The sequence below is a fragment of the Variovorax sp. YR216 genome (assembly GCF_900107745.1).
Classification (GTDB): Bacteria; Pseudomonadota; Gammaproteobacteria; order Burkholderiales; family Burkholderiaceae_C; genus Variovorax.
Map to the genome: position 1 here is coordinate 706,532 of NZ_FNRO01000001.1, position 24,897 is coordinate 731,428.

The 24,897-nt window shown below is 68.1% G+C and carries 20 protein-coding genes; 8 read left to right on the plus strand and 12 right to left on the minus strand.

Features of this window, described 5'->3' with window-relative positions; translation table 11 throughout:
* Positions 1 to 5 precede the first annotated feature (5 nt).
* The 7 genes from BLW05_RS03365 to BLW05_RS03395 form a co-directional block, all read right to left on the minus strand.
* A complete protein-coding gene (locus BLW05_RS03365; protein ID WP_093159623.1) occupies positions 6 to 1,703 on the minus strand; it encodes a thiamine pyrophosphate-binding protein in 1,698 nt (565 codons plus the stop codon).
* Positions 1,696 to 2,535 carry an SDR family oxidoreductase gene (locus tag BLW05_RS03370; RefSeq protein WP_093159626.1) on the minus strand — a complete coding sequence of 280 codons (840 nt, stop codon included), beginning with the start codon at positions 2,533 to 2,535 and terminating at the stop codon, positions 1,696 to 1,698. The genes BLW05_RS03365 and BLW05_RS03370 overlap by 8 nt, the downstream gene beginning before the upstream one ends.
* A gap of 7 nt (positions 2,536 to 2,542) precedes the next feature.
* On the minus strand, positions 2,543 to 3,400 hold the full coding sequence (locus tag BLW05_RS03375; RefSeq protein ID WP_093159628.1) for an IclR family transcriptional regulator: 858 nt from the start codon (positions 3,398 to 3,400) through the stop codon (positions 2,543 to 2,545).
* A 31-nt stretch (positions 3,401 to 3,431) separates the two neighbouring features.
* Positions 3,432 to 4,295, minus strand: a complete 864-nt coding sequence (locus BLW05_RS03380) for an alpha/beta fold hydrolase (protein ID WP_093159631.1) — start codon at positions 4,293 to 4,295, stop codon at positions 3,432 to 3,434.
* Positions 4,296 to 4,304: 9 nt separating this feature from the next.
* The gene (locus BLW05_RS03385; RefSeq protein WP_093159633.1) at positions 4,305 to 4,853 is read right to left on the minus strand and encodes a cupin domain-containing protein; all 549 of its coding nucleotides are present in this window, start codon (positions 4,851 to 4,853) and stop codon (positions 4,305 to 4,307) included.
* Positions 4,854 to 4,876: 23 nt separating this feature from the next.
* Positions 4,877 to 5,647, minus strand: a complete 771-nt coding sequence (locus BLW05_RS03390) for an SDR family oxidoreductase (protein ID WP_371126913.1) — start codon at positions 5,645 to 5,647, stop codon at positions 4,877 to 4,879.
* 162 nt (positions 5,648 to 5,809) lie between these two features.
* Positions 5,810 to 6,787 carry a Bug family tripartite tricarboxylate transporter substrate binding protein gene (locus BLW05_RS03395; RefSeq protein ID WP_093160447.1) on the minus strand — a complete coding sequence of 326 codons (978 nt, stop codon included), beginning with the start codon at positions 6,785 to 6,787 and terminating at the stop codon, positions 5,810 to 5,812.
* Positions 6,788 to 7,165: 378 nt separating this feature from the next.
* Between BLW05_RS03395 and BLW05_RS03400 the strand changes: the two genes are divergently transcribed.
* The gene (locus tag BLW05_RS03400) at positions 7,166 to 8,479 is read left to right on the plus strand and encodes an MFS transporter (RefSeq protein WP_093159638.1); all 1,314 of its coding nucleotides are present in this window, start codon (positions 7,166 to 7,168) and stop codon (positions 8,477 to 8,479) included.
* A 17-nt stretch (positions 8,480 to 8,496) separates the two neighbouring features.
* Positions 8,497 to 9,246, plus strand: coding sequence for a transporter substrate-binding domain-containing protein (locus BLW05_RS03405; RefSeq protein WP_093159641.1), 750 nt, complete (start codon positions 8,497 to 8,499; stop codon positions 9,244 to 9,246).
* Between the two features lie 9 nt (positions 9,247 to 9,255).
* On the opposite strand, the gene BLW05_RS03410 is transcribed toward BLW05_RS03405, so the two are convergent.
* Together BLW05_RS03410 and alaS are read right to left on the minus strand one after the other, a co-directional pair.
* Positions 9,256 to 10,272 (minus strand): 2-dehydropantoate 2-reductase, encoded by a 1,017-nt coding sequence (locus BLW05_RS03410; RefSeq protein WP_093159643.1) that lies wholly within the window; start codon positions 10,270 to 10,272, stop codon positions 9,256 to 9,258.
* Positions 10,269 to 12,905 (minus strand): alanine--tRNA ligase, encoded by a 2,637-nt coding sequence (alaS, locus tag BLW05_RS03415; RefSeq protein ID WP_093159646.1) that lies wholly within the window; start codon positions 12,903 to 12,905, stop codon positions 10,269 to 10,271. Before alaS ends, BLW05_RS03410 begins: the two co-directional genes overlap by 4 nt.
* A 128-nt stretch (positions 12,906 to 13,033) precedes the next feature.
* On the opposite strand from alaS, the gene BLW05_RS03420 reads away from it, so the two are divergent.
* Positions 13,034 to 13,390: a DUF2784 domain-containing protein gene (locus BLW05_RS03420; RefSeq protein ID WP_093159649.1), complete on the plus strand. Its 357-nt coding sequence runs from the start codon at positions 13,034 to 13,036 to the stop codon at positions 13,388 to 13,390.
* Here the strand turns inward: BLW05_RS03420 and BLW05_RS03425 are convergent.
* The 3 genes from BLW05_RS03425 to thpR are packed head-to-tail and all read right to left on the minus strand — an operon-like array spanning position 13,356 to position 19,039.
* Positions 13,356 to 17,498, minus strand: a complete 4,143-nt coding sequence (locus tag BLW05_RS03425) for a CHASE domain-containing hybrid sensor histidine kinase/response regulator (protein WP_177142539.1) — start codon at positions 17,496 to 17,498, stop codon at positions 13,356 to 13,358. The two genes, BLW05_RS03420 and BLW05_RS03425, sit on opposite strands and share 35 nt — an antisense overlap.
* A gap of 8 nt (positions 17,499 to 17,506) precedes the next feature.
* The gene (locus tag BLW05_RS03430) at positions 17,507 to 18,478 is read right to left on the minus strand and encodes a diguanylate cyclase domain-containing protein (RefSeq protein ID WP_093159654.1); all 972 of its coding nucleotides are present in this window, start codon (positions 18,476 to 18,478) and stop codon (positions 17,507 to 17,509) included.
* 30 nt (positions 18,479 to 18,508) lie between these two features.
* A complete protein-coding gene (gene thpR / locus BLW05_RS03435; protein ID WP_177142540.1) occupies positions 18,509 to 19,039 on the minus strand; it encodes an RNA 2',3'-cyclic phosphodiesterase in 531 nt (176 codons plus the stop codon).
* A gap of 197 nt (positions 19,040 to 19,236) precedes the next feature.
* Between thpR and BLW05_RS03440 the strand changes: the two genes are divergently transcribed.
* From BLW05_RS03440 to BLW05_RS03460, 5 genes are read left to right on the plus strand one after another with little or no spacing between them, the layout of a single operon-like run.
* On the plus strand, positions 19,237 to 20,358 hold the full coding sequence (locus tag BLW05_RS03440; protein ID WP_093159656.1) for a sugar ABC transporter substrate-binding protein: 1,122 nt from the start codon (positions 19,237 to 19,239) through the stop codon (positions 20,356 to 20,358).
* Between the two features lie 8 nt (positions 20,359 to 20,366).
* Positions 20,367 to 21,902 (plus strand): sugar ABC transporter ATP-binding protein, encoded by a 1,536-nt coding sequence (locus tag BLW05_RS03445; RefSeq protein WP_093159659.1) that lies wholly within the window; start codon positions 20,367 to 20,369, stop codon positions 21,900 to 21,902.
* Entirely contained in the window at positions 21,899 to 22,885 is a 987-nt protein-coding gene (locus BLW05_RS03450) for an ABC transporter permease (RefSeq protein ID WP_256329999.1), read from the plus strand. Before BLW05_RS03445 ends, BLW05_RS03450 begins: the two co-directional genes overlap by 4 nt.
* An 8-nt stretch (positions 22,886 to 22,893) precedes the next feature.
* Entirely contained in the window at positions 22,894 to 23,862 is a 969-nt protein-coding gene (locus BLW05_RS03455; protein WP_093159661.1) for an ABC transporter permease, read from the plus strand.
* A gap of 42 nt (positions 23,863 to 23,904) precedes the next feature.
* Complete coding sequence (locus BLW05_RS03460; protein ID WP_093159664.1) at positions 23,905 to 24,837, plus strand: SMP-30/gluconolactonase/LRE family protein; 933 nt, start codon at positions 23,905 to 23,907, stop codon at positions 24,835 to 24,837.
* The last annotated feature ends 60 nt before the right edge of the window (positions 24,838 to 24,897 follow it).

The window sequence follows — 24,897 nt, forward strand, 5'->3', positions numbered from 1 at the left end:
CCCGCTCACTTGCCGCCGCTCAGCGCGGGGATCTGCGTGATCTTGTTGGTCGGCGGGCCGGCGAAGGTGCTCTTGAAGCTGCCGATCGTCAGCATGTCGATCTCGAGCAGGAACGGGCCGTCGGTCGACAGGGCTTCGTCAAGACGCGCCGGCAGCTGGTCGAGGCTGGTCACGCGGGCATGCGGCAGCGCGATCGACTTGCACAGCAGGTCGTAGTCGGGCGTGTGCAGCTCGGCATAGCAGCGGCGGCCACCGTACTGCACGTCCTGGATGTTCTTGATGACGCCGTAGCTCTTGTCGTTCATGAGCACGATCACCATCGGGGCCTTTTCCTGGACCATGCAGGCGAGCTCGCCGAGGTTCAGGATGAAGCCGCCGTCGCCGGCCAGGCAGAAGGTCTTGCGGCCGGAGCCGGTGACCGCCGCGCCGATGGCTGCGCCGATCGCCATGGGCATGCCCTGGCCGATGCCGCCGCCGGTGGCGTGCACGCCTTGGCTGGGTTCAAACACCCGCAGTTCGCGGTTGCCCCAGGTGCTGTTGGAGACGGTCACGTCCCGCACCCAGTTGAAGTTGCGGCCGGCAGAAGCCTGGATCCGGCTCACGAGCTCGGCGTACGGGCCGAGGCCATCGCGCAGCGACGCGACAGCTTCGTCGTGCGCAGCGCGCAGGTCGGTCAGCAGCTTCGGATCGGCTTTGTACTTGGCGGCTTCGAGGCGATCGGCCAGGCCTTCCAGCGCGAGGGCGGAGTCGCCGCAGACGAATGCGTCGGTCGTGTAGCAACGGCCTTCGACGGCGCCGTCGGCGTCGATGCGGTAGAGCGGGCGCGGGAGCTTCAGCTCGTACTTCAGCGTTTCATTGCCGCGCAGGCGCGAACCGACGACGAGCATCGCATCGCAGGTCTGGTAGAGCGCCTCGACGGGCTTCTGGATGTTGTAGGCGCCCAGCGAGCCCGGATCGTCCTCGGGCACCGTGCCACGGCCTTGCGTCGTGGTGACCACGCCGAAACCGAGCTTCTGCAGGCGCTTGATGGCCGCGCCGGCATGGCGGGCACCGCCGCCGATCCACAGCATCGGGCGCTTGGCCTTCGCGAGGTTCGCGGCCAGTGCGTCGAGGCCGGCCTTGGACGGAACCGCGGCTTCGATGGGCAGCGGCGACAGGTCTTCGGGCATCGCGACGAGCGCGGACTGGATGTCGATCGGGATCTCGACGCTGACCGGGCCGGTCGGCGCGGTCAGCGCGACCTGCACCGCGCGCTTGAGCGTGCCGAGCACGTTCTCGACGCTGCGCACGCGGAAGGCAGCCTTCGAGACGGCCTTGAGCATGGTGAGCTGGTCCGGTGCCTCGTGGATGTACGACATGCCCTTGTCGATGTAGGGCGTCTCGATCTGGCCGGTGATGTGCAGGACCGGCGCGCCGGCGGTCAGCGCCTCGACCATGCTGCCGGCGATGTTGCCTGCGGCCGGGCCGGTGCTGGTGATCGCCACGCCGAGGCTGGCGGTCGAGCGCGCATAGGCGTCAGCCATGTTGCCCGCACCCGCTTCGCCGCGCGCCGAGATGAACCGGACCGCGCCGCGCTGGGCGAAGGCGTCCAGGATCGGCATGTTGTGGATGGAGATGACGCCGAACGCAGCCTTGACGCCGCACTGTTCGAGGAAAGCCGCGACGACTGCGCCGACGGTGACGGTGTTGGTGGGGTTATGCATGGCGGGAATGGCCTCCGGAGATGTCGATGTGGGCGCCCGTCGTATAGGAAGCGAGGGGCGAAGCGAGGAAAAGGATGGCGCGCGCGGCTTCGACGGGAAGTCCGAGGCGGCCCATGGGGATGTGCTTGCTCTTGGCGAGCTGGCCGGTCCAGGTGGGCCAGTCGAGGCTCTTGTCTTCGCGCGCCTCGAAGCGGCGGCGCCATTGCCCGGACTCGATCAAGCCGATCAGGATGCCGTTGACGCGCACGCCTTGCGGCGCGAACTCGGTGGCCATCGAGCGCACGAGGTTCAGCAGACCCGCACGTGCGGCCGAGGTGGCGACCATGTGCGGCTCGGGCTGGCGCGCGAGCAGCGAGTTGGCACAGACGATGGCCGCGTCGCCGAGCAACACGCGCTGGGCCGCGAGCTGCGGCAGGAAGGCGCGCGTGGGATTGATGACCGAGAAGAACTTCAGGTGCAGCTCTTCGGTCCACGCCGCGTCTTCGGTGTTGGCGAAGGTGCTGACGCGGCCCTGCCCCGCGTTGTTGATGAGCATCGACGCAGCGCCGAGCGCGGCGTCGCTCTCGGCCGCGAAGCTCTGCACCGATTCGGCGTCCAGCACGTCGCAGGTGCGGGCGAACAGCTCGGCCTTCGGGAACCTGGCGCGAAGGCCCGCCACCGCGCCATCGAGGCGCTCGGCATTGCGGCCGCACAGCGCGACCGACGCGCCGCATTCGAGCAGCAGCTCGACCGTCGCAAGGCCGATGCCGGAAGACCCGCCCGTCACGACCGCGACGCGGCCTGCGAGCGCATCGGGCGCGAAGAAGGGAGTGGAGATCGTTGGCGTGGTCATGATCGTCTCAAGCCCGGTCGTCGGCGCGGGTGCCGTTCCGAAGTGGAACCACCTTGGCCGACGCCGCGGGCGAATAGTTCAGGAGGCCGGAGATGGCATCGGCGGTATCGCGCACGCGCTGCACCATCTCGTCCATGCGGTTCTCTTCGATATGGCCCGAAGTGATGGTCGCGCCCAGCGCCGCCACGATGTGGCCGCTGTGGTCGCGCACCGGGGCGGCGATGGTCGAGATGTTCGACTCGAAGAAGCCTTCGCCCAGCACGTAGCCGCGCGAGCGGTCGGCCTGGACCATGTCGAACAGCTCGGTGACCGTCTTCGGCGTGCTCGGCGAGAAGGTCTCGAGCCGCTCTTCGGGATAGAGCGCGCGCAGCTGCGGCAGGCTCAGGTCTTCCAGGAGGATGCGGCCGAGCACCGTGGCATGCGCCGGCAGGCGCGTGCCGACCGTGACCGAGCTGGCGAACGGCGTCGGCGGCGCGACCTTGGCCACGTAGACGATCGAGCGGCCGTCGCGCACCACGAGGTTGCAGGGCGTGCGCACGTCCTCGCACAGGCGCTGCAGGAGCGGCGTGCCGAGCTGCGTGAGTTCGAGCGACGCGAGGTACTCGAAGCCCAGACGCAGCACCGCGAGGCCGAGCCGGTAGTCGCGGCCGCCTTCGGTCTTCTCGAGGAAGCCCATGTTCTCGAGCGTGGTGAGCAGACGGAAGACCGTCGAGCGCGGCAGGTCGAACCGGCGCGCCAGCTCGGGTGCGGACAGCGTGCGGTTCTCGCGGCTGAATTCGCACAGCACGCGAAGGCCGCGCTCCAGCGCCGGAACGTTGTACCGGTCGGAGCCCTCTTCGATCACTTCATTGCCAGGGGTGGTCATAAGTCTCTGGTTCTGTTGCTTGTTGTTCGGGTCAGGCGGCCAGCGCTTCTCGCAGCAGTGGCGCCACCACCGCGGGCCGCTCCACGTAGCTGGCATGGCCCGCGCCGGGGAGCAGTTCGAGCGCGACGCCGCATTGCCTCGCGACTTCCTCGCAGCTCGCAGGCGTCGTGACCACGTCGAGCTCGCCGCAGGCGACGCGCACCGGCATCGCCGGCGGCAGGTCGGCCAGCAGGTCGGCGCCGCAGAGCAGCTCGACGGCCTGCCGGTAGCCACGGTCGTTCAGTCGGGCCATGTTCCAGCGCACCCATTGGCGCGCGACTTCGCTGGCGTTGTCCGACACGAGGCGGCCCGAGCGATGGGCGGCCATGCCGGCGACACCGAGCTTGTCGAGCGTATCGAGGCGCTCGGCGCGAACGCGCTGGCTGGCTTCCGTGCGCGTGCCGTAGCCGGCGGCCGGGCTGATGAGCACCAGCCGCCGGATGCGCGCAGCCAGCGGCGAACCCGGACGAGCCGCCGAAGCCGCGGTGAGCGCGCCTAGCGAATGACCGACCAGCACGCACGATTCGATTTCCATCGCGTCGAGCAGCCCGAGCAGGCGCTCGGCATAGTCCGCCGCCTTCGGCGCGTCGGGCGTGAGCGGCGTGGAGGCGCCGTAGCCCGGCGCGTCCCAGGCGATCAGCCGTGCATCCGATTCGAGCAGCAGCGCCGTGTCGAGCCACGACGCCGCCCCCGAGCCGATGCCATGCAGGCACACCAGCGCGGGACCGGCGCCGCATTCACGCACCGAGACGACACCGCCGCGCACCGGCACGCTGCGCGCGGGAAAGCGCGCCTCGAGGCGGGCCACTTCGGCTTCGGGCAGCACGGAGATGTCGGTCACGGCGGCGTTGCTCATTGAGGTTCCTCAGCGCTTGATCTTGGCGAGGGGGTGATCGGCCGGATAGGTCGGCGTGATCGGCTTCTTGGCGCCGAGCATCACGCACATCAGCGCGTCTTCGTCGCCGACGTTGATTTCCTCGCGGTACACGCCCGGGGGAACCGACACGACGTCGCGGTCGGTCAGGACGGTCTCGTAGCGCTCGCCTTCGGGCGTGGTCAGCACCACCTTGAGCTTGCCGCGCAGGACGAAGAACACTTCTTCCACGTCGGTGTGAATGTGCGGCGGGCCTTCATGGCCGGCGGGGATCACCATCGTGGAGAAGGTGAAGTTCTCCGACGGGATGGTGTTCATGTCGGTCGAGACACCGGTGCCGCCGGTGCCGATGTAGCGCATCTGCGCACGGCGGAACTTGGGGTCGTAGTCGGCCTGGAACTTGAGGGCGTCCCAGTCGTACTTGCGCGTGGAAAAGCGCGCGACGCGGGTGGTCATCCACGCCTCGAAGCTCGCGCCTTCGGGGCGGGCCCAGCTCGGTTGTTCGTTGTCGATGCTCTTTTGCTCGGACAGGTCGCTCATCGGGTACTCCTTTGTCGAAAAAATCAGTGCATGACGAAGCCGCCGTTGACGGCCAGCAGCTGGCCCGTCACGAAGCGCGACAGGCCGGACAGGCCGAACAGCACCGCGCCGCAGACGTCGACCGCCTGCTGCTCGCGCGGAATCGAACGGCCTTCAAGATACTTCTGGTGCCGTGCCATCGGCACGTATTCGGTGGCCTCCACCAGCGTGAGGCCCGGCGCCACGGCGTTGACCGTGATGCCATCGCCGCCCCACTCGCGGGACAGCGAGCGGGTCATGGAGATGACCGCGCCCTTGCTCGACGCGTAGGCGAGCAGGTTGGGTGCGCCCCAGAGGGCGGTGTCGGACGCGAGGTTGACGATCGCGCCGCGGCCGCTCCTGGCGAGCGCGGGTTGGCAGGCGCGGCTCATGAGCCAGGTGCCGCGCACGTTGACGTTCATCACGCGGTCCCACATGTCGATCTCGAGGGCATGGGCATCCTTGCCACCGGAGTTGGTGATCGCGGCGTTGTTGACCAGGCCGTCGAGGCCGCCGAGCAGCCGCACGGCTTCTTCGGCGCCCGCGGTGATCGATGCCGGGTCCGACAGGTCGATCGCGAGTGCATGCGCGTTGAAGCCCTCATCGCGCATGGCCTGCGCTTCGGTCTGCGCGAGGTCCGCCAGGATGTCGGCCAGCACCACGCTCGCGCCGGACTTGGCGATGCACTTGGCAAACGCCAGGCCCAGGCCGCGCGCGGCGCCGGTCACGAGCACGCGGCGGCCCTTGAGCAGGTCGGCCGGCAGTTCGGCGAGCAGCGCATTCAGGCCGGCGGGATCAACAGTAGCGTTCACAACAGCGGTCATAGATAAATCAGTCCTTCAGAAATCCCGCGGAACCGGCTTCGCCGGGCCGCTGGGATTGCCCCCAGAGAGGGGGTGTCCGAGCCACACGAAGTGGGCGAGGCTGGGGGTGAGTGTTCAGTCGGCCTGGATACCTTGCTCTTTGATGATCCGACCGAAGCGCGCGAAATCCGAGGCGTTGGTCTTCGCCAGCGTTTCCGGCGTGCCGCCGAGCGGCAGCGCCCCGAGCGTCTCCATGCGTGCCACCACGTCAGGCATCTTGATGATCTCGTTGAAGTGCGCGTTGAGCGTCTTCACGACTTCGGGCGGCATGCCCTTGGGGCCGAACAGGCCGTGCCAGGCGGTGACTTCCACGTCCTTGACGCCCAGTTCCTGGAAGGTGGGCACGTTCGGCGCGAGCGGCGAACGCTTCGTGTCGGCGATCGCCAGCACGTTCAGCTTGCCGCCTTGCAGGTAGGGAGCCACCGGGCCCAGCGTGATGTAGGTCAGCGGAACATGGCCACCCAGCAGGTCATTGACGGCCGGTGCGACGCCCTTGTAGGGCACATGGGCCAGCTTCAGGCCGGTGGCCTTGTTGACCATCTCGCCGAGGATGTGCATCGGCGAGCCGCTGCCCGGACTGGCGTACGTCAGTTGCTGCGACTTGGAGGCGGCCGCGAGGTCCTTGAAGCTCTTGATGCCGGACGCCGAGGTCGACACCAGTGCCAGCGGCAGCGTGCCGGTCTGGATGATGGGGGTGAAGCCGTTCAGCACGTCATAGCCGCCCGAGCCGGCCTTGAGGACGAGCTGCGCAATGGAGAACGTGCTCGGCGCGAACAGGAGCGTGTAGCCGTCCGCAGGCGCCTTGGAGACGATGCTGCTGCCGATGACGCCGCTGGCGCCCGGCTTGTTGTCGATCACGACGGGCTGCCCGATGCGGGTGGACAGCTTCTCGGCGTAGAGACGCGCAAGCGCATCGGTGTCGCCGCCGGCCGGATAGGCCACCACGATGGTGATCGGCTTGGTCGGATAGCTCTGCGCCCAGAGCGGCCCGGCGCCGGTGGCGGCCGCGAGCGAGAGAGCGAGAGCGAGGGCTTGGCGACGTGTCTGCTTCATCATGGTGGTCTGCAATCCGTACGAGGTTGAAACTGAGAACCGGCCTCCACTCCAGATGCAAATGAGCGGGTCGAAATGCCTGCCTTGCTTGCCGCCGGATTCGTTTTACTAATTAAACAATGATCTATTGGTGAAACGATGGATGAAGAATATGCCGAAAACCATCCGCAAACATAGGTAGAAACCCTATTCTTTACGTCCACTTACAGGCAATGTCACGCGCCTGACGCCGTTCGGTGGCCTCGCTTCAGCACTCGCGCGCCTGATTGCCGCCTGACTCTGGCGGCCCGGACAAACCCCGAACGCGCAGACGGCTGATCGACAGCTTGGATTCCTACGGTGGGCAGGCACGCACTAGAGCTCACTCCGGAGACACGCATGACCTCAGCGACCCTGGCGCCCGGGAACACCGCGCCCCACCACGACACATCCAAGCTCGGCGCGGTGCTGCGCGTGACGAGCGGCAACTTCCTCGAACAGTTCGACTTCTTCCTGTTCGGCTTCTACGCCACCTACATCTCGAAGGCCTTCTTCCCCGCCAGCAGCGAGTTCGCGTCGCTGATGCTCACCTTCGCGGTGTTCGGCGCCGGCTTCCTCATGCGGCCGCTGGGCGCGATCGTGCTCGGCGCCTATATCGACAAGGTGGGGCGCCGCCAGGGCCTGATCGTCACGCTGGCGATCATGGCCAGCGGCACGGTGCTGATCGCCTTCGTGCCGGGCTACGCCACGATCGGCCTCGTGGCGCCCGTGCTCGTGCTGCTCGGGCGGCTGCTGCAGGGCTTCTCGGCGGGCGCCGAGCTCGGTGGCGTGTCGGTCTACCTGTCGGAGATGGCGACGCCCGGCCGCAAGGGCTTCTACACCTCCTGGCAGTCCGCGAGCCAGCAGGTGGCGATCGTGCTGGCCGCGGCGCTGGGCTTCGCGCTCAACGAGATGCTCGATCCGGCCATGCTCTCCGCATGGGGCTGGCGCATTCCCTTCTTCGTCGGCTGCATGATCATTCCCTGCATCTTCGTCCTGCGCCGCTCGCTCCAGGAGACCGAAGCCTTCCAGGCGCGCAAGCACCACCCGAGCACGCGCGAAGTCCTCCGGTCGATGATGCGCAACTGGCGCATCGTGCTCGCCGGCATGCTGCTGGTCGCGATGACGACCACCACGTTCTATCTCATCACGGTCTACACGCCGACCTTCGGAAAGACGGTTCTGCACCTGAGCGCGCGCGACAGCCTCATCGTGACGCTGCTCGTGGCGGTGACGAATTTCATCTGGCTGCCGATCGGCGGTGCGCTGTCGGACCGCATCGGCCGCAAGCCGCTGCTGCTCGCGGTCACGATCCTTGCCATCCTTACCGCCTACCCCGCGATGCACTGGCTCGCCGCGGCGCCGAGCTTCGGCCGGATGCTCGACGTGCTGCTGTGGTTCTCGTTCCTGTTCGGCATGTACAACGGCGCGATGGTGGTGGCCCCGACCGAGGTGATGCCGGTCGAGGTCCGCGTGGTGGGCTTTTCGCTCGCCTACAGCCTGGCCACGGCCCTTTTCGGCGGCTTCACGCCCGCGATCTCGACCTGGCTGATCGAGGCCACCGGCGACAAGGCGGCGCCGGCTTACTGGCTCAGCGTGGCCGCGGTGTGCGGCCTGGGTGCGACGCTCGCGCTCTATCGCAAGGGGCGCCGGCCCGGCGCCGCAGCCGCGTAGCGCGGCAGAATCGCCGGATGAGCACCCCCCTCCCCGCCGCCGTCGTTTCGGCCTTCGCGCGTGCCGGCGCACTGCGCGCCTCGATCAATCTCGGCAACCCGATCCTCGCGAACAAGGATCCCGCCAGCGGCGAGCCGGTCGGCGTCTCGGTCGATCTGGCCCGGGAGTTCGCGCGCCGGCTGGGCGTGGCGATCGAGCTCGTGGTCTTCGAGAAGGCCGCCGCCTCGGTCGAGGCGGTGCGCAGCGAGCAGGCCGACATCGGCTTCTTCGCCATCGATCCGCTGCGCAGCGAAGGCATGCAGTTCACCGCGCCCTACGTGCTGATCGAAGGCAGCTACCTCGTTCCGACGTCCTGCGCACTGCAGCGCAACGAGGACGTCGACCGCGCCGGAACCCGCATCGCGGTCGGTGCCGGGAGCGCCTACGACCTCTTCCTCACGCGCGAGATCAAGCAGGCAGACATCATTCGGGTGCAGGGCGCGAAGGGCGTGATGGAAAGCCTGAACGCAGGCCAGGTCGAAGTGGCGGCCGGCATCCGGCAGGTCCTCGAAGCCGAAGCCGCAGGCACGCCCGGGCTGCGCCTGCTGCCCGGCCGCTTCATGGTGATCCAGCAGGCGATGGGAACGCCCGCCTCCCGCGGCCCCGAAGCCGGTGCCGCCCTGTCGGCATTCGTCGAGGAGATGAAAGCCAGCGGCTTCGTGGCGGATGCGCTCAAGCGGCACCGCGTGCAAGGCGCCAGCGTCGCGCCCGCGGGCCACACGGCCTGAACTCGCTGTCTACAAGCCGAGTTCGGACACGAGCCTGGCGGCCGGCCAGCGCTCCTTGCGCTCCGGCCAGGCTTCGAGCAGCTCAACCATCTTTGCATTGAGCGGCGCTTCGCCGCCGTGCTTGCGCGCAAGGCGCACCACCTCGCCGCAGAGCGCGTCGATCTCCGTACGGCGGCCGAGCGCGAGGTCGTCCGCCATGCTCGAACGCGCCTTGGCGTCGATACGCAGCATGCGCGCGGCCACGAGGCGGAACAGCGGAGTCGGCAAGCGCAGGATGCCCGGCAGCTTGTGCGCCGGCACCGCCGCGAGCTGCGCCGGCTGGATGCCGGCCTGGCCGAGCGCGTCCAGCGCCTCGTCCATCAGGGCGGCGAGGCAGCGCCGGTAGCCGCGCTGCAGCAGTTCGTCGCGCAGCGGAAGTCCCGACAACGCATTCACCGGGTTGTTGAGGTTCATCAGCAGCTTGCCCCACTGCACCGGCACGAGATCCACATGCAGGTCGATGGGAACGCCCGCGCGCTCGAACACCGCGACCCAGCGCCGGAGCACCGGATCGTCCTTCGCGGCCAGGCGACCGACCGTGCCCCGGTGGAAGGCACCGGGGCCAAGCTCGGCGATGTTGTAGGGAACCATGGCCGGCAGGACGTTGAGCCTGGGTGCGGCCTTGGCAGCGACCTCGGCGTTCGAGATGCCGTTCTGCAACGACAGCACCGCGGTGCCCGCCGGCAGCTGCGCCGCGAGCTCGGCCGCGGCATCGGCTGTCGCACCGCTCTTGACGGTAAGGAGGACCAGCGCCGGACGAACGCCCGAGGGGACCTGTTCGTAGACCCGGATCAGGCCGGGCGGCACGTGGTGGTGGATGCCCTCGATGTTGGTCAGCGTGAGGCCGCGCGAATCCAGTGCGCCGATCACGCGCGGACGCCCCACGAAGCCGACGCGAACGCCCGCAGCCGCAAGACTGCCCCCGATATAGCACCCGACCGCGCCCGCCCCCATCACGAGGACGTCGACCGCCGAATCCTCGTTCATCCCTTGGCTTGGAGTCGTTCCGCCACCCAGCCCTGGACCGACTGCAGCGCGGCCGGAACGCCGGCGGCATCGGTGCCGCCAGCCATCGCCATGTCAGGCTTGCCGCCGCCCTTGCCGCCCACCTGCTGGGCGACGAAGTTGACCAATTCGCCCGCCTTGACCTTGCCCATGGTGTCGGACGTGACGCCGGCCGCGAGCTGCACCTTCGCGCCATCGACCGCCGCGAGCACGATGGCTGCGGTCTTGAGCTTGTCCTTGAGCTTGTCCATCGTCTCGCGCAGCGTCTTGGCATCGGCGCCGTCGAGCTTGGCCGCGAGCACCTTGATGCCGTTGACGTCGACCGCCTGCGCCACCAGCTCGTCGCCCTTCGACGATGCGAGCTTGCCCTTGAGGGCGCCCACTTCGCGCTCCAGCGCGCGGACCTGCTCGAGCACTTGCGAAAGACGCGGCTGCAGTTCGGACACGGGCGCCTTGAGGGTCGCGGCGGCGCTGTTCACGGTGGCTTCGAGCTGCTGCAGGTAGGTCAGCGCGTTGGCACCGGTCACCGCCTCGATCCGGCGCACGCCGGCGGCCACGCCGCCTTCGCTCACGATCTTGAACATGCCGATGTCGCCGGTGCGCGCGACGTGCGTGCCACCGCACAGCTCGCGGCTGCTGCCGATGTCGAGCACGCGGACCGTCTCGCCGTACTTCTCGCCGAAGAGCATCACGGCGCCGGTCTTCTGCGCCGATTCCATGTCCATCAGGCGCGCCTGCGTCGCCTCGTTGGAGAGGATCTCGGCGTTCACGCGGCGCTCGACCTCGGTGATCTGCTCCTGCGTGACCGGCGCGTTGTGCGCGAAGTCGAAGCGCGTCTTGTCGGCGTCGACCAGCGAGCCCTTCTGCTGGACGTGGCCGCCGAGCACTTCGCGCAGCGCCTTGTGCATCAGGTGGGTCACGCTGTGGTTGCGCATCGTCGCGGCGCGGAGCTGGGTGTCGACGCGGGCGGCCACGACATCGCCGACCTTGAGCGTGCCCTGCGTCTGCGTGCCGTGGTGGCCGAACACGTCGGCCTTGATCTTCTGGGTGTCGGCCACCCCGAACTGCACGCCCTCGGCGACGAGCACGCCCTGGTCGCCGACCTGGCCGCCGCTCTCGGCATAGAACGGGGTGGTGTCGAGCACGACGATGCCGGGCTGGCCTTCGCGCAGCTGCGGCACCGGCGCGCCCTCGAAGTACAGCGCGACGACCTTCGCCTTCTCTTCCAGGTGCTCGTAGCCGGTGAAGACGTTGCCCGCGCCGGTGTATTCGACGGCGCGTTCCATCTTGAACTTGCCCGCCGCGCGGCCTGCGGCCTTCTGCTTTTCCATCGCGGCGTTGAAGCCGGCCTCGTCCACCGCCACGCCGCGCTCGCGGCACACGTCGGCCGAGAGGTCGAGCGGGAAGCCGTAGGTGTCATGCAGCTTGAAGGCCACGTCGCCCGGCAGGACCTTCGCGCCATCGGCGAGGGCCGCGTCGAGGATTTCCATGCCGTTGGCGAGCGTCTCGAAGAAGCGCTCTTCCTCGGCCTTCAGCGTCTCGGTGATGCGCTGCGCGTCGGCGCGCAGCTTGGGATAGGCGTCGCCCATCAGCACCACGAGGTCGGGCACCAGCTTGTGGAAGAAGGGCTTCTTCTGGTCGAGCTTGTAGCCATGGCGGATCGCACGGCGCACGATGCGGCGCTGCACGTAGCCGCGGCCTTCGTTCGACGGAATCACGCCGTCGGCCACCAGGAACGCGGTCGCGCGGATGTGGTCGGCGATGACCTTCAGCGAGTTGTTGCCGAGGTCGGCGCAACCCGTCTCGCGGGCAGCGGCCTTGATGAGCGCGTCGAAGATGTCGATCTGGTAGTTGCTGTGAACGTGCTGCAGGATGGCCGCGAGGCGCTCCAGCCCCATGCCGGTGTCGACGCAGGGCGCGGGCAGCTTCACGACGCTGCCGTCTTCCTTCATGTCGAACTGCATGAACACGTGGTTCCAGATCTCGATGAAGCGGTCGCCGTCTTCGTCAGGGCTGCCCGGAGGGCCGCCCGGGATCTCCGGGCCGTGGTCGTAGAAGATCTCGCTGCACGGGCCGCAGGGGCCGGTGTCCGCCATCATCCAGAAGTTGTCTGACTTGTACTTGCCGCCCTTGTTGTCGCCGATGCGGATCACGCGCTCGGGCGCGAGGCCGATTTCCTTGGTCCAGATGTCGTAGGCCTCTTCGTCCTCGTGGTAGACGGTGGCCAGCAGGCGATCGGCCGGCAGCTTGAAGACTTCGGTCAGCAGTTCCCAGCCCCACTTGAGCGATTCGCGCTTGAAGTAGTCGCCGAAGCTCCAGTTGCCCAGCATCTCGAAGAAGGTGTGGTGGCGCGCGGTGTAGCCGACGTTCTCGAGGTCGTTGTGCTTGCCGCCGGCACGAAGGCACGCCTGGACGGACGCGGCGCGCACGTAGGGACGCTTGTCGGTGCCGAGGAACACGTCCTTGAACTGCACCATGCCGGAGTTCGTGAACATCAGGGTCGGGTCGTTGCCCGGCACCAGCGAACTGGAGGGCACCACGGTGTGGCCCTTGCTCTCGAAGAATTCGAGGAACGTCTTGCGAATGTCGGCAACGCTGAAGGTGGGCTGGCTCATCTTGGAATTGGCTTGTTGCAGAGGCGGCCTGCGTCGTGAAGCTGGTGCGCAGCGCCCCGCATCGAACCCACCTAACTGCTTGATCTGCTTGAACATTCGATTATAGGTTTGGGGAAGAATCCCACCCCATGCAGGATCGCCTCCTCGCCGACGCCGTGCTGCTGCTGCACGGCGCTTTCATCCTCTTCGTGCTGGCCGGCGGCGCGCTGGTCTGGCGCTGGCCGCGGCTCGCCTGGCTGCACCTGCCGGCCGTCGCCTGGGCGATATGGATCGAAGGGTCGGGCGGGATCTGCCCGCTCACACCGCTGGAGAACGAATTTCGCCACGCGGCCGGCCTTGCAGGCTACGGCGGCGGGTTCATCGAGCACTACCTGCTCGCGGCGATCTACCCCGACGGGTTGACGCGTGGCATGCAGATCGGGCTGGGCGCCTTCGTCGCGCTGCTCAACCTCACGGTGTACGCAGGGCTGCTTCTGCGGCGTTGAACGGCGACTCTTCGCGCAGCATCGCGACAGCGCGGCGAAACTGGAGTGCGCGGACCGCACCGTCAAGCTGCGCGAAGCGCTCATCCCCGAGCGTGGCACGCAGCGCGGGAGCGAGTTCCTCGAACCATGGCATGGCGGCGAGATCCTGTCGGTCCAGCGCATCGACGAGCAAGGCAAGGCCCTCGGGATCGAGCACCGGAGCCTCTTGCGCTTCCTGCAGTTCTTGCGTGCCGGCCGCCGTATCGAGCCATGGGCGAGCGGATGCTTCGAGCGCGCGCAGCGCCGCCACCAGCGCCTGCAGTGCGCGCCCGGCCGCCACCCGATCACCGGCCTTCAGCGCTGTTTCGCCATCGAGCGCCGCCTGCCGGACATCGCGGGCGCCGATCACCCCCGCGCTTCCCTGAAGCTTGTGGAGCCGCGCCCGAAGGGCATCGCCCGTGCCATCGTCACCGCACGCCGGTGCGCTCGCGGCCAGATCGGTGTACTCGCCGAGAAGCCCGCGCAGCACGCTGAGCAGCAGCGCCTTGTCGCCCACCAGGCGCGCGAAGGCATCCGCCGCATCGATGCCCTCGATGCGCGGCCAATCCGGCGGCGGCTCCGCGCGCGGCAAGGCCGATTCGGCCGATACGGAAGGTATGGAAGCTACGCCGCGCACGCGCTCAACGCATCGCCGCACGGTCCGGATCAACTCCTCGACCTCGAAAGGCTTGCTGATGAAGTCCGTCATGCCGGCTTCCAGCGCGCGATCGCGCTCGGAGATCAGTGCGCTCGCGGTCAATGCGATCACGGGCAGATCACGCAATCCCAGCTCGCCGCGGATGCGTCGGGTCGCCTCGTTGCCGTCGAGCACGGGCATGTGGACGTCCATCAGCACTGCATCGAAGGCATCGGGCGCGGCGCGCAACTGCGCGACCGCCTGCACGCCGTCGGAAGCCAGGCTCACGCGCGCACCCTCGCTCTCGAGGATGTGCCGGCACACGTCGAGGTTGATCGGGCTGTCGTCCACCACGAGCACGCGGACACCCTCGAGCCGCCACAGCGGATGCGGGTCGTCCGGCATCGGAAACGCATCGTCTTCGGCAGCCAACCCGAGCGGCAGAACCACCCAGAACTCGCTGCCCACGCCCGGCGTGCTGCTCACGCCGATCTCGCCGCCCATCAGTTCGGCCAACTGTCTGACGATGGACAGGCCCAGCCCAGTGCCGCCGAAACGCCGCGTGGTCGATGAATCGGCCTGCGTGAAGGGCGTGAACAGGCGGTCCAGCAACTCGGGCTCGATGCCGATGCCCGTGTCGGTCACCGCGAGTCGCAGCCGTACCCGGTGCTCGTCGCGCGCCATGGCATGCACGCCCAGACGGACCGAGCCCTTGGCGGTGAACTTGACCGCGTTGCTCAGCAGATTCACCAGGATCTGCCGGATGCGGGTGACGTCGCCGCGCAGGCGGTCGGGCAGGTCTTCGTCCGCGTCGAGCCGAAGCGCGATGTCCTTGTTGCCGGCCGCGACCGCCGCCATCTCGATCACGCCTTCGAGCAGCTCGCGCACGCCGAACTCGGTCTCGTCGATCACCATCTCGCCGGCTTCGATCTTCGAGATGTCGAGGATGTCGTTGATGACGCCGAGCAGCGCGGTGCTGGCGGTCTGGATCCTTTTCAGCAGCTCCCGCTGACGCTCGTCCAGTTCGGTCTGGCGCAACAGGTAGGCCACCCCCAGCACCGTGTTGAGCGGGGAGCGGATCTCGTGGCTCATGTTGGCGAGGAATTCGCTCTTGGCCCGGCTCGCCGATTCGGCCTGCGCGCTGCGCTCGTTGAGCGCCTCGTTGAGCTGCTCGAGCTGCGCCTGCGCCTCGCGCATGTCGGTCACGTCCACCGCCACCGTGATGAAGCCCTGCACCACCCCGGCGTCGTCGCGGTCGGGGATGAAGTGCAGCCAGTAGTGCACGACGGAGCCGTCGGCCATCTCACGAGTGCGCATCACGCGCTGGTCCTCGCCGGCGAGCACCGCGCGGATCATGGGCTGGTTCTCGCCAAGACGCACCGGCCCCAGAAGCTCTTCCATCGTGATGCCGGCCATCTCCGCAGACTTGCGGCCCAGCCAGCGCTCGTGCGCGTTGTTGGCGAAGGTGCATCGCAGGTCCGGCGTCCAGTAGGCCACGACGCCCGGGATGTTGTCCGTCACGATGCGCATGAAGCGTTCGTTTGATCGCAGGCGATGCTCGGCCACCTTCCGCTCCGACAGGTCGGCCGCGATCGCGATGAAGCCGACCACCGTGCCTTCCGCATCGCGCAGCGGACTCACGTTCAGGTGCACCGGGACGCGCCTGCCGTCCTTTCGCACGTAGGTCCACTCCCGCGCCTGCGCGCGGCCGGTGCCGGGCGCGGGCGCGAAGACCTCGCCGGCTTCGAGCGGACGGCCCATCTCGGTCGTGAGCGCCATTGACCGGCCGTGGACCTCGAATGCATCGTGGAAGCTGTTCATCTCCATCCGGTCGACGACCTCGGCGGCCGAGTAGCCGAGCAGGGCCTCCGCCGCGGGATTGAAAAGCGTCACCACGCCGCGCACGTCGGTCGCGATGATCGCGCTGGCGGCGCCGTCGAGGATCGCGCGCTCGCGCTGCGACAGCGCGGCCAGTTCGGCGGTGCGCTCTTGCACCTGCTGCTCCAGCGTGGCGTTCAGTTCGAGGATGCGCGCCTTGGTCGCCTTTTCGTGCGTGATGTCGCGCATGGTCTCGGCAACGCCGATCACGCGGCCGTCCGCGGCACGGATCGGCGCGGCGGCCACCGACACCGCGACCGGCGAGCCGTCGCGATGCCGCCGGAAGGTCTCGAACGCGGCGACCGACTTGCCGTCCGCGATGTGCCGAAGCAGCGTGACTTCTTCCTGCACGTAGTCGGGCGGCAGAAGCAGCGATTGCAGCGGCTGGCCCTGCACCTCCTCGGCGCTGTAGCCGAAGATCTTCGCGGCCGCGGCGTTCCAGTCGGTAATGCTGCCGTCGAGCCGGCAGCCGATGACGGCGTCGTTCGAACTGGTCACGATGGCCGCGAGACGGGAGCGCTGCTCGCCTTCGCGTTCCTTGCGGCGCTGGATGATCTCCTCCACGAACGAGAGGAGCGCCAGCAGCAGCGCGAGCACCAGGCCGATCGCGAAGATCGCCCACGGACTGCGCAGGTTGAGCTGGTTGATGAATCGCGGCTGCGCCTTGATGTCGACCTGCCAGGTCCGTCCGTAGAGCTGAAGCGGCCGCATGGTCTGGAGTTCGGTCTCCTGCCCGCCCAGCTGCCGCGGCGAAGTGAAGAAACGCTCGGGCCGGCCGCCGGGCGTCGCGTCCACCAGCGACATCGCGAAATCGCCGCCCTGGAAATCGAAGCCCTTCAGCACTTCGTCGATCCGCAGCGGGGTGTAGGCCCAGCCGAAGACATCGTCCGGCGTGCCGTGCGCCGCCGACGACCGCCGCTGCCGCTGCTGGAGTTTCCCGAGTTGGGCCTCGGCGCGGTAGATCGGCAGCAGCATCAACACCGAGCGCAACCTGACGCTCTCGGATTCCGACTGGACCAGCGTGATCGGCGCGGTGATCGTGGCCTGCCCGCTGCGCATCGCGCGTTCCGCCGCCGCGCGCCGCTTGGGCTCCGAAGCGATGTCGAGCCCGATGGCCGGGCTGCTCGAATCGCCCGGCTCGAAATACTGGACGACGAAGCGCTCGCCATCGTTGGGGCCGAGCTGATGGATGTGGAAATCCGGCTTGCCGTCGAGCCGCGCCGCGGCGATGAAGGCGGCCTCCTGCGCCGCCGGCACGCGCCGGATGTAGCCGAACCCGCCCGCCCCCGGGAACTCGCGCTCGACATCGCGCGAGGCCATGAACTGCGCGAAGCGCAACCGGGTGATCCCGCCTTCCCCTCCCGCGGCGATGACCGCGCCACGCGTGCTGCGCAGGCCGACCTCGTACGAATGCATCCGGTTGTCGAGTTGCTCCACTGCGCGCCGGGCCAATGCGTCGAAGCGCTCCTGCGCCAGCGACTCGTTGTATTGGAGCTGCAGCAACGCGGCGCCCACCGCGCCGCAAAGGCCGACGATCAGCCAGACCAGGGACCGCGCGGACTCACGAATCCCCACGGGCGCGTTCAGCCCGCGTCGGCGGCCATCGCCGTCGGGACTTCGCAAGCCGCCACCGCAGCCTGCGCGCGGCCAGCGGCGATGGCCGCTTCGAGCGCCTTCGCGGCCGAGGCGCCCAGCGCATCGACCGCCGCGACGCCGGCGGCGGTCAGTTCGCCACGGCGCGCCGCGTCGAGGCATGCCACGCCCGCGCTGCAGGTCACATGGCGCGACACCGCCGAGCCCTGGTGGCTGATGTCGAGCGTTTCGACCGCACGCAGCGCGCGGTTGGTCACATGCAGCGCGTCGTCGGCAGATGTATCGGGGAGAACCAGCGCGAAGCGCTCGCGATCGAGCCTCGCGGCGGCATCGCCCGGCCGCCGCGCGCTGCGGCGCAGCGCATCGCCGACCGCTGCAAGGCAGGCGTCGGTCGCCTTGCGGTCGTAGAGCGCCTCGAAGGACTGGAAGAAGTCGACCTCGATCAGCACCACGGAAACAGCCTGCCCTGCTTCCGCCGCGCGGGCGCTCTCGCGCGCGAGCGTCTCCGCGTAGGCGGCTTCGTTCGCCAGGCCGGTGAGACCGTCGATGCGCGACAGCCGGCGCAGGTCGTCCGACAGCCGCTTGAGCTTGAGTTGCGTGTTGACCCGCGCGAGCACCTGCTGCGCATTGAACGGCTTGCGGATGAAGTCCACAGCGCCCATCTGCAACACCGCGACTTCCAGCTCGGATTCCTGGTGGCTGCTGACGAAGATCACCGGCACATCGGCCAGCGCCGGATCGGCCTTCAGTGCCTCGCAGACCTGGAGACCGCTCATGTCGCCCATCTGCGCATCGAGCAGGATCAGATCGGGCGTCGCCTGTTGGCTCAGTTGCAGTGCGTCGGCACCGCTGGTGGCGAAGCGAAGGGTCGAGTAATCAGAAAGTATCCGACTCAACACCTGGATGATGTTGGGATCGTCATCGACGAGAAGAAGGCTCGCCTCCACCGGAAATTTCTTCATCGCTGGATTCTGCCGCAAGCACCCTGACGGTCAGCCCCGCGCGGGATAGCGCGCGATGAACTCGTAGCGCGACGGATACGCCGTGTGCGAGCAGACCAGTACGAATTCATTCACTTGCCAGGCGATCGGCGCCATCCCGGTCGGCGGGACCGCTCCGCGCGACCGGCGTGCGAGGGTGAGATGCGGCACCCAGTGCTCTGGCGGCACGACGAAGCCCGTGCTTTCGACCTGCCGCACGATGTCCTCGCGCAGCGCGCGCAGGCCTTGATGCTCGTCGGGCATCAGCACCGCGATCGGGTTGCGCCACGCCTGCGGCGTGCAAAGCTGCAACGTCATCGCGTGCATGCGCACGTCCGCGAGCCGCGCGGCGAGGAGCGATTCGCGCGAGTGCTCCACCTCGCCGAGGAAGTGCAGCGTCACGTGGATGCGCGCGGCATTCGTCAGCCGGACGCCGGCCGGCCATGACCACGTCTTGCGATGCGCCTCGATGGCGGCACGCACGGCCGGGTCCGGGAAGAGCCCGATGAAGAGACGCCGCGTCGGTTCGTGGATGGCATTCATCTGCAATTCGAGGTTACGTGCTCTCCGTGCATCGAAGTCCCGGCAAGGGTATTTCCCGAGCCACCGGCACAAACCCTGATTTGTATGATGATCGTGCAACCTGCCCAAAGGACGATGTGCAGGTGTGCGCGGCATTGTTTTCGCCCCTTGGGCGGTCACGTTCAGGCGGGCCCCACGTCCAGAACAAGGAGACAGCAATGATCTTTCGCACCCGCATCGTCGCCGCGGCCGCGGCATTCGCCTGCGCTTCCGCCATGGCGGCCGGCCCCTCGGTGGTCAACGGCCCTGGCGAGAACCCCGCCTGCTTCAAGCCCTGGGACGCCAGCACCAAGTACTTCCAGTGGCCGGCCAAGAAGGGGCCGTACCGCATCGCGCTGGCCAACGGATTCGTGGGGAATACCTGGCGCATCCAGATGATCAAGATGGCGAAGGCCTACGCGGCGACGCCGGAGATGAAGTCCAACATCAAGGAGTTCAAGATCGTCTCCACCGGCACCGACGTCGCCGCGCAGATCGCGGCGATCGACAACTTCATCAACTCGGGCTACGACGCGATCGTGACGATCGCGGTCAACCCGACTGCCTTCGCGCCGGTGATCAAGCGCGCGAACGCGGCGGGCGTGGTGGTGGTGCCTTTCGACAACGTGCTGGACAGCGACCAGGTGATGATGGTCAACGAGGACCAGCTCGCCATGGGCCAGCAGTCCGGCGAATGGGTGGTGAAGAACATCCCGAGCAAGAGCGGCAAGCTGCTCGAAGTGCGCGGGGTGCCGGGCAACTCGGTGGACCGCGATCGCCACCTGGGCTTCCGCAAGGTCGTGGAAGCGCCGGGCAACAAGTTCGAGGTGGTCGAGGTCGTCGGCAACTGGGACGACGGCACCGCGCAGAAGGCGGTCGCCGATGCTGTCGCGGTGCACAAGAACTTCGACGGCATGTTCGTGCAGGGCGGCTCCACCGGCGCGGTGCGCGCGCTGATCGACGCCAAGCACAAGATGATCCCGGTCGCGGGCGAGGCCGAGAACGGTTTCCGCAAGCTCTGCGTGGAGCACGCCAAGGAAGGCCTGGTGTGCGCCTCGCTGGGCCAGTCGCCGGGCCTGGTCGCGATCTCGATGAAGGCTGCCGTGGCCGCGCTGCAGGGCAAGGTGATGCCGCAGATGATCTCGGTGCCGATCCCGATGGCGACGCATCCGAACTTCAAGGCGGGCGAGAACTACTTCCCCGATCTCACCGACAACTTCTTCACGACGAATGATTTCCCGCCCTGCGACGTGAATCTCAAGGCGACGGACATCATGTCCAAGGACGAGAAGAACAACTGACGAACAGAGTGGCCGTTCCTGCTTTGGAACCGATCCTGCAGCTGGTCGACGTCTCCAAGCGCTACGGCGGGGTGCGCGCGCTGGAGCGCGCCAGCTTCGCCTGCGCGCCCGGCCGCATCCACGCGGTGCTTGGCGAGAACGGCGCCGGCAAGTCGACACTGATCAAGATCATGGCCGGCGTGGTGCAGCCCGACGAGGGCCGCATCGTGCTGGAGGGCGCGGAGCGCCGCTTCTCGCATCCGCAGGAAGCGGTCGCAGCCGGCATCGCGTGCATCTTCCAGGAGCTGTCGCTGATGCCGGACCTCTGCGTCGCGGACAACATCTGCATCACCAATCCGCCGCGCCGGTTCGGACTGATCGACCGCAACGCGCAGCGCCGCATCGCCGAGGCCGCACTGGCGCGCGCCGGCGCGGAGGACATCCATCCGCTCGCGCCGGTCGAAAGCCTGACGCTGTCGCGCCGGCAGATGGTCGAGATCGCGAAGGCGCTCGCGCGCGATCCGAAGATCCTGATCCTCGACGAGGCGACCTCGGCGCTGACCACGGCGGACGTGGAGCGCGTCTTCTCGCTGCTCAAGCGCCTGCGAAGCGAAGGGCTCGCGATCATCTACATCTCCCATCGCATGAAGGAGATCGCCGAGCTCGCCGACGACTGCTCGGTGTTCCGCAACGGCAGCCACGTCGCCACCTTCCAGGCCGGCACGCGCAGCGATGCGGAAACCATCGAGATGATGATCGGGCGCGACATCGCACACGCCTTTCCGCCCAAGCCGGCACCGCGCGCCACGGGCACGGGCGGCGCACCGGCGCTGGAGACGCGCGCCCTCTCGTGGAACAACCGGCTGCACGACATCGACATGGCGGTGTGGCCCGGGGAGATCGTCGGGCTCGGGGGCCTCGACGGCCAGGGACAGCGCGAGTTCTTTCTTTCGCTCTTCGGCGTTCTGCGCGGCGTGACCGGTGAGGTGCGCCTCCAGGGCAAGCCCGCGTCGGTGCGCGATCCGCGGCAGGCCAAGAGCTCGCGCTTCGGCATTGCGCTGGTGCCCGAGGACCGCAAGACCGACGGCCTGATGCTGCCCATGTCGGTCAAGGACAACCTGAGCCTCGCCGCGCTCGATCGCCTCAGTCGCGCCGGCGTGCTGGCTGCCGCCGACGAAGCGCAGGCGGTCTCGCAGATCGTGCGCCGCCTGTCGATCAAGGCGCCGGATCTTGGCGATGCAGTCGGCACGCTCTCGGGCGGCAACCAGCAGAAGGTGGTGATCGGCAAGTGGCTGATCAACGCGCCGCGCATCCTGCTCCTGAACGACCCGACGCGCGGCATCGACGTCGGCACCAAGCAGGAGATCTACGCGCTGGTGCGCGCGCTGGCCGACGAAGGCGCGGCGGTGATGCTCTATTCGACCGACTACGCCGAGCTGATCGGCTGCTGCGACCGCGTCGCGGTGTTCTACGACGGACGGATCGTGCGCTGGCTGGCCGGCGCGGAACTCACCGAACGGGCGCTGGTGTCGAGCGCCCTCAATCTCGAACGGGCCGCCGCATGATGCATGCCGACTGGCGCCATCACCTGCGCGAGCACCGTGCCGTCCTTGCGACCGCGGTGATGTTCGTCCTGATCTTCGCGCTCTACATCGCCAAGCATCCGGTCGGCTGGAGCACGCCGGTGCTGACCACGGCCGCCAACAAGGGCGTGCTGCTCGCGATCGTCGCGATGGCGCAGACGCTGCCGGTGCTGACCGCCGGCATCGATCTCTCGGTGGGCATGGTCTTCGTGCTTGCGAACTGCATGGCCTCGCACCTGGTGATCGGCACGCCGCTGCAGGCGGGCCTCGGCGTCGTCGCGGTGCTGGCGACCGGCGCGCTGTGCGGCTTCGTCAACGGGATCATCATCGTCTACGGCCGCCTGCAGCCGATCATCACCACGCTGGCCACCGGCATCATCTACTTCGGCCTCGCGCTGGGCCTGCGTCCGGTGCCTGGCGGCGACGTGCATGCGGGGCTGGCCGACGCGCTCACCGGCGCCCTGCCCGGCGGCATTCCGACGATGCTGGTGGTGCTCGTCGCGGTGGTGCTGGTGGTATGGGTGCCCTTTCGCCGTTCGGTGACCGGGCGCGCGGCGCTGGCCATCGGGTCGTCGGAAAGCGCGAGCTACATGTCCGGCGTCGCGATCGGCCGCGCCAAGATCGTGACCTACACGCTCGCGGGTCTGCTGGCGGCCATCGGCGGGCTTCTGCTCACCTTCGTGACCTATTCGGGCGAGGCGTCATCGGCCATTGGCGGCGTCTACACGCTGAACTCGATCGCCGCGGTCGTGATCGGCGGCACCTCGCTCGCGGGCGGCGCGGGCAGCGCGATCGGCTCGATCTTCGGCGCGCTCGTGCTGCGCACCATCGGCGACCTGCTGTTCGTGTTCGACCTCGAACCGCTGTGGCAGCCGCTGTTCCAGGGCGTGATCCTGCTGACCGCAGTGAGCTTCGGGTCGCTCCGGCTGCTCAAGGTCACCAACCGGCTCGAGATCTTCAGGTGAGGCTCGCCATGAGCACACTCGCGTTGCGTTTCAGGCGCTCCGGCCAGTTGCCGGTGCTCGCGGGCGCGCTGTGTACGGTCGCGCTGCTGCTGGTCGGCAGCCTCTATTCGAAGAACTTCCTGTCGCCGGACTACCTGCTGCTCCAGTTGCAGATCGCCTCCTTCCTCGGCGTGATCGCCACCGGCGCGATGCTGGTGATCCTGCTCGGCGGCATCGATCTCTCGGTGCCGTGGCTGGTCACGGCGGGCGGCATGATGTCGGCCGCCGCCGCGGGCTGGTGGAGTGGCGCGGGTGCGGCGATCGCGATCCCCTTCGGCATCCTGTGCGGCGCGGCGCTGGGCCTGGTCAACGGCATCGGCGTGGCGTATCTGCGTGTGCCGTCGATGATCTTCACGCTCGGCATCAACGCGGTGGCGCAAGGCCTGATCGTGGTGCAGACCGGCGGCTTCGCGCCGCAGGATCGCGCCACGCCCGCGATGCATCTGATCGCGACCGGCCGCTCGGTGCTCGGGATCCCGAACGCACTGCTGGTGTGGATCGCGGTCGGCGCGGCGACGATGTTCCTGCTGCACCGCACGACCTTCGGCCGCGCGATCTACGCGGTGGGCAACCGCGAGCGCGCCGCGTACCTTTCGGGCATCGACACGCGCCGCGTGACGCTGCTGTGCTTCGTGATCGCGGGCGCGTGCTCGGCGGCGGCCGGCGTGCTGCTGACCGGCTATTCGACCAAGGCCTACCAGGCGATGGGCGACGCCTACCAGTTGCCGGCCATCGCGGCGGTGGTGCTCGGCGGCACCAACATCCTCGGCGGACAGGGCTCGTACCTCGGCACCGTCGTCGGAGTGATCCTGATCACCCTGCTCCAATCGATTCTTTCGGTGATGCAGATTCCCGAGATGGGCCGGCAGGTCATCTACGGCGTCGTCATCATCGCGATGCTGCTGGTCTACGGACGCGGCCGCCGCCAGTCGGGCTGACAAGGCCGGGCATACGAACAGCAAGATATCCAAGGAGATTTCATGACGATCGAATCCGCAGCGAGCTACGAGGTGCTCGACCCTCGCTTCAGCCGGCTCATCTTCCCGACCGCGCACGTCGACAAGCTCTACACCGGCTGCCGTTGGGCCGAGGGGCCGGCGTGGTTCGCTGCCGGCCGCTACCTCGTGTGGTCCGACATTCCGAACGACCGCATGATGCGCTGGGACGAAACCGACGGCTCGGTCTCGGTCTTCCGCCAGCCCGCGCTCAATACCAACGGCCACACGGTGGACCTGCAGGGCCGGCTCGTCTCCTGCGAGCATCGCGGGCGCTGCGTGTCGCGCGTCGAACACGACGGCTCACGCACCGTGCTCGCCTCGCACTTCGAAGGCAAGCGCTTCAACTCGCCGAACGACGTGGTGGTGAAGTCCGACGGCAGCATCTGGTTCTCGGATCCGAGCTACGGCATCGACAGCGACTACGAAGGCGACGCCGCGCCCAGCGAGATCGGCGATCGCTGCGTCTATCGCATCGATCCGCAAGGCGGCTCGGTGGCACGCGTGGCGGATGGCTTCGTGCAGCCCAACGGCCTGGCCTTCTCGCCGGACGAACGGCTGCTGTACGTGGCCGACACCGGCGCGACGCATGTCACGGACGGGCCGCGCCACATCCGCCGCTTCCAGGTTGCAGACGATGGCCGCAGTCTCAGCGGCGGCGAAGTCTTCGCGACGTGCGCCGACGGCCTCTTCGACGGCTTCCGCATCGACACCGAGGGCCACCTCTGGAGCAGCGCGGGCGACGGCGTGCACTGCTACCTGCCGGACGGCACGCTGATCGGCAAGATCCGCCTGCCCGAGGTCGTCGCCAACGTGTGCTTCGGTGGGCCGAAGCTCAACCGGCTCTTCATCTGCGCGACGAGCTCGCTCTACGCGGTCTATCTCAACGCGCGGGCGGCGCGGCGAAGCGGTTCCTGACGTCTGTCGAACGGCCTATGTCGAGGGTTTTCCCTTATGCGTCAGCTCGACAACGGAGTA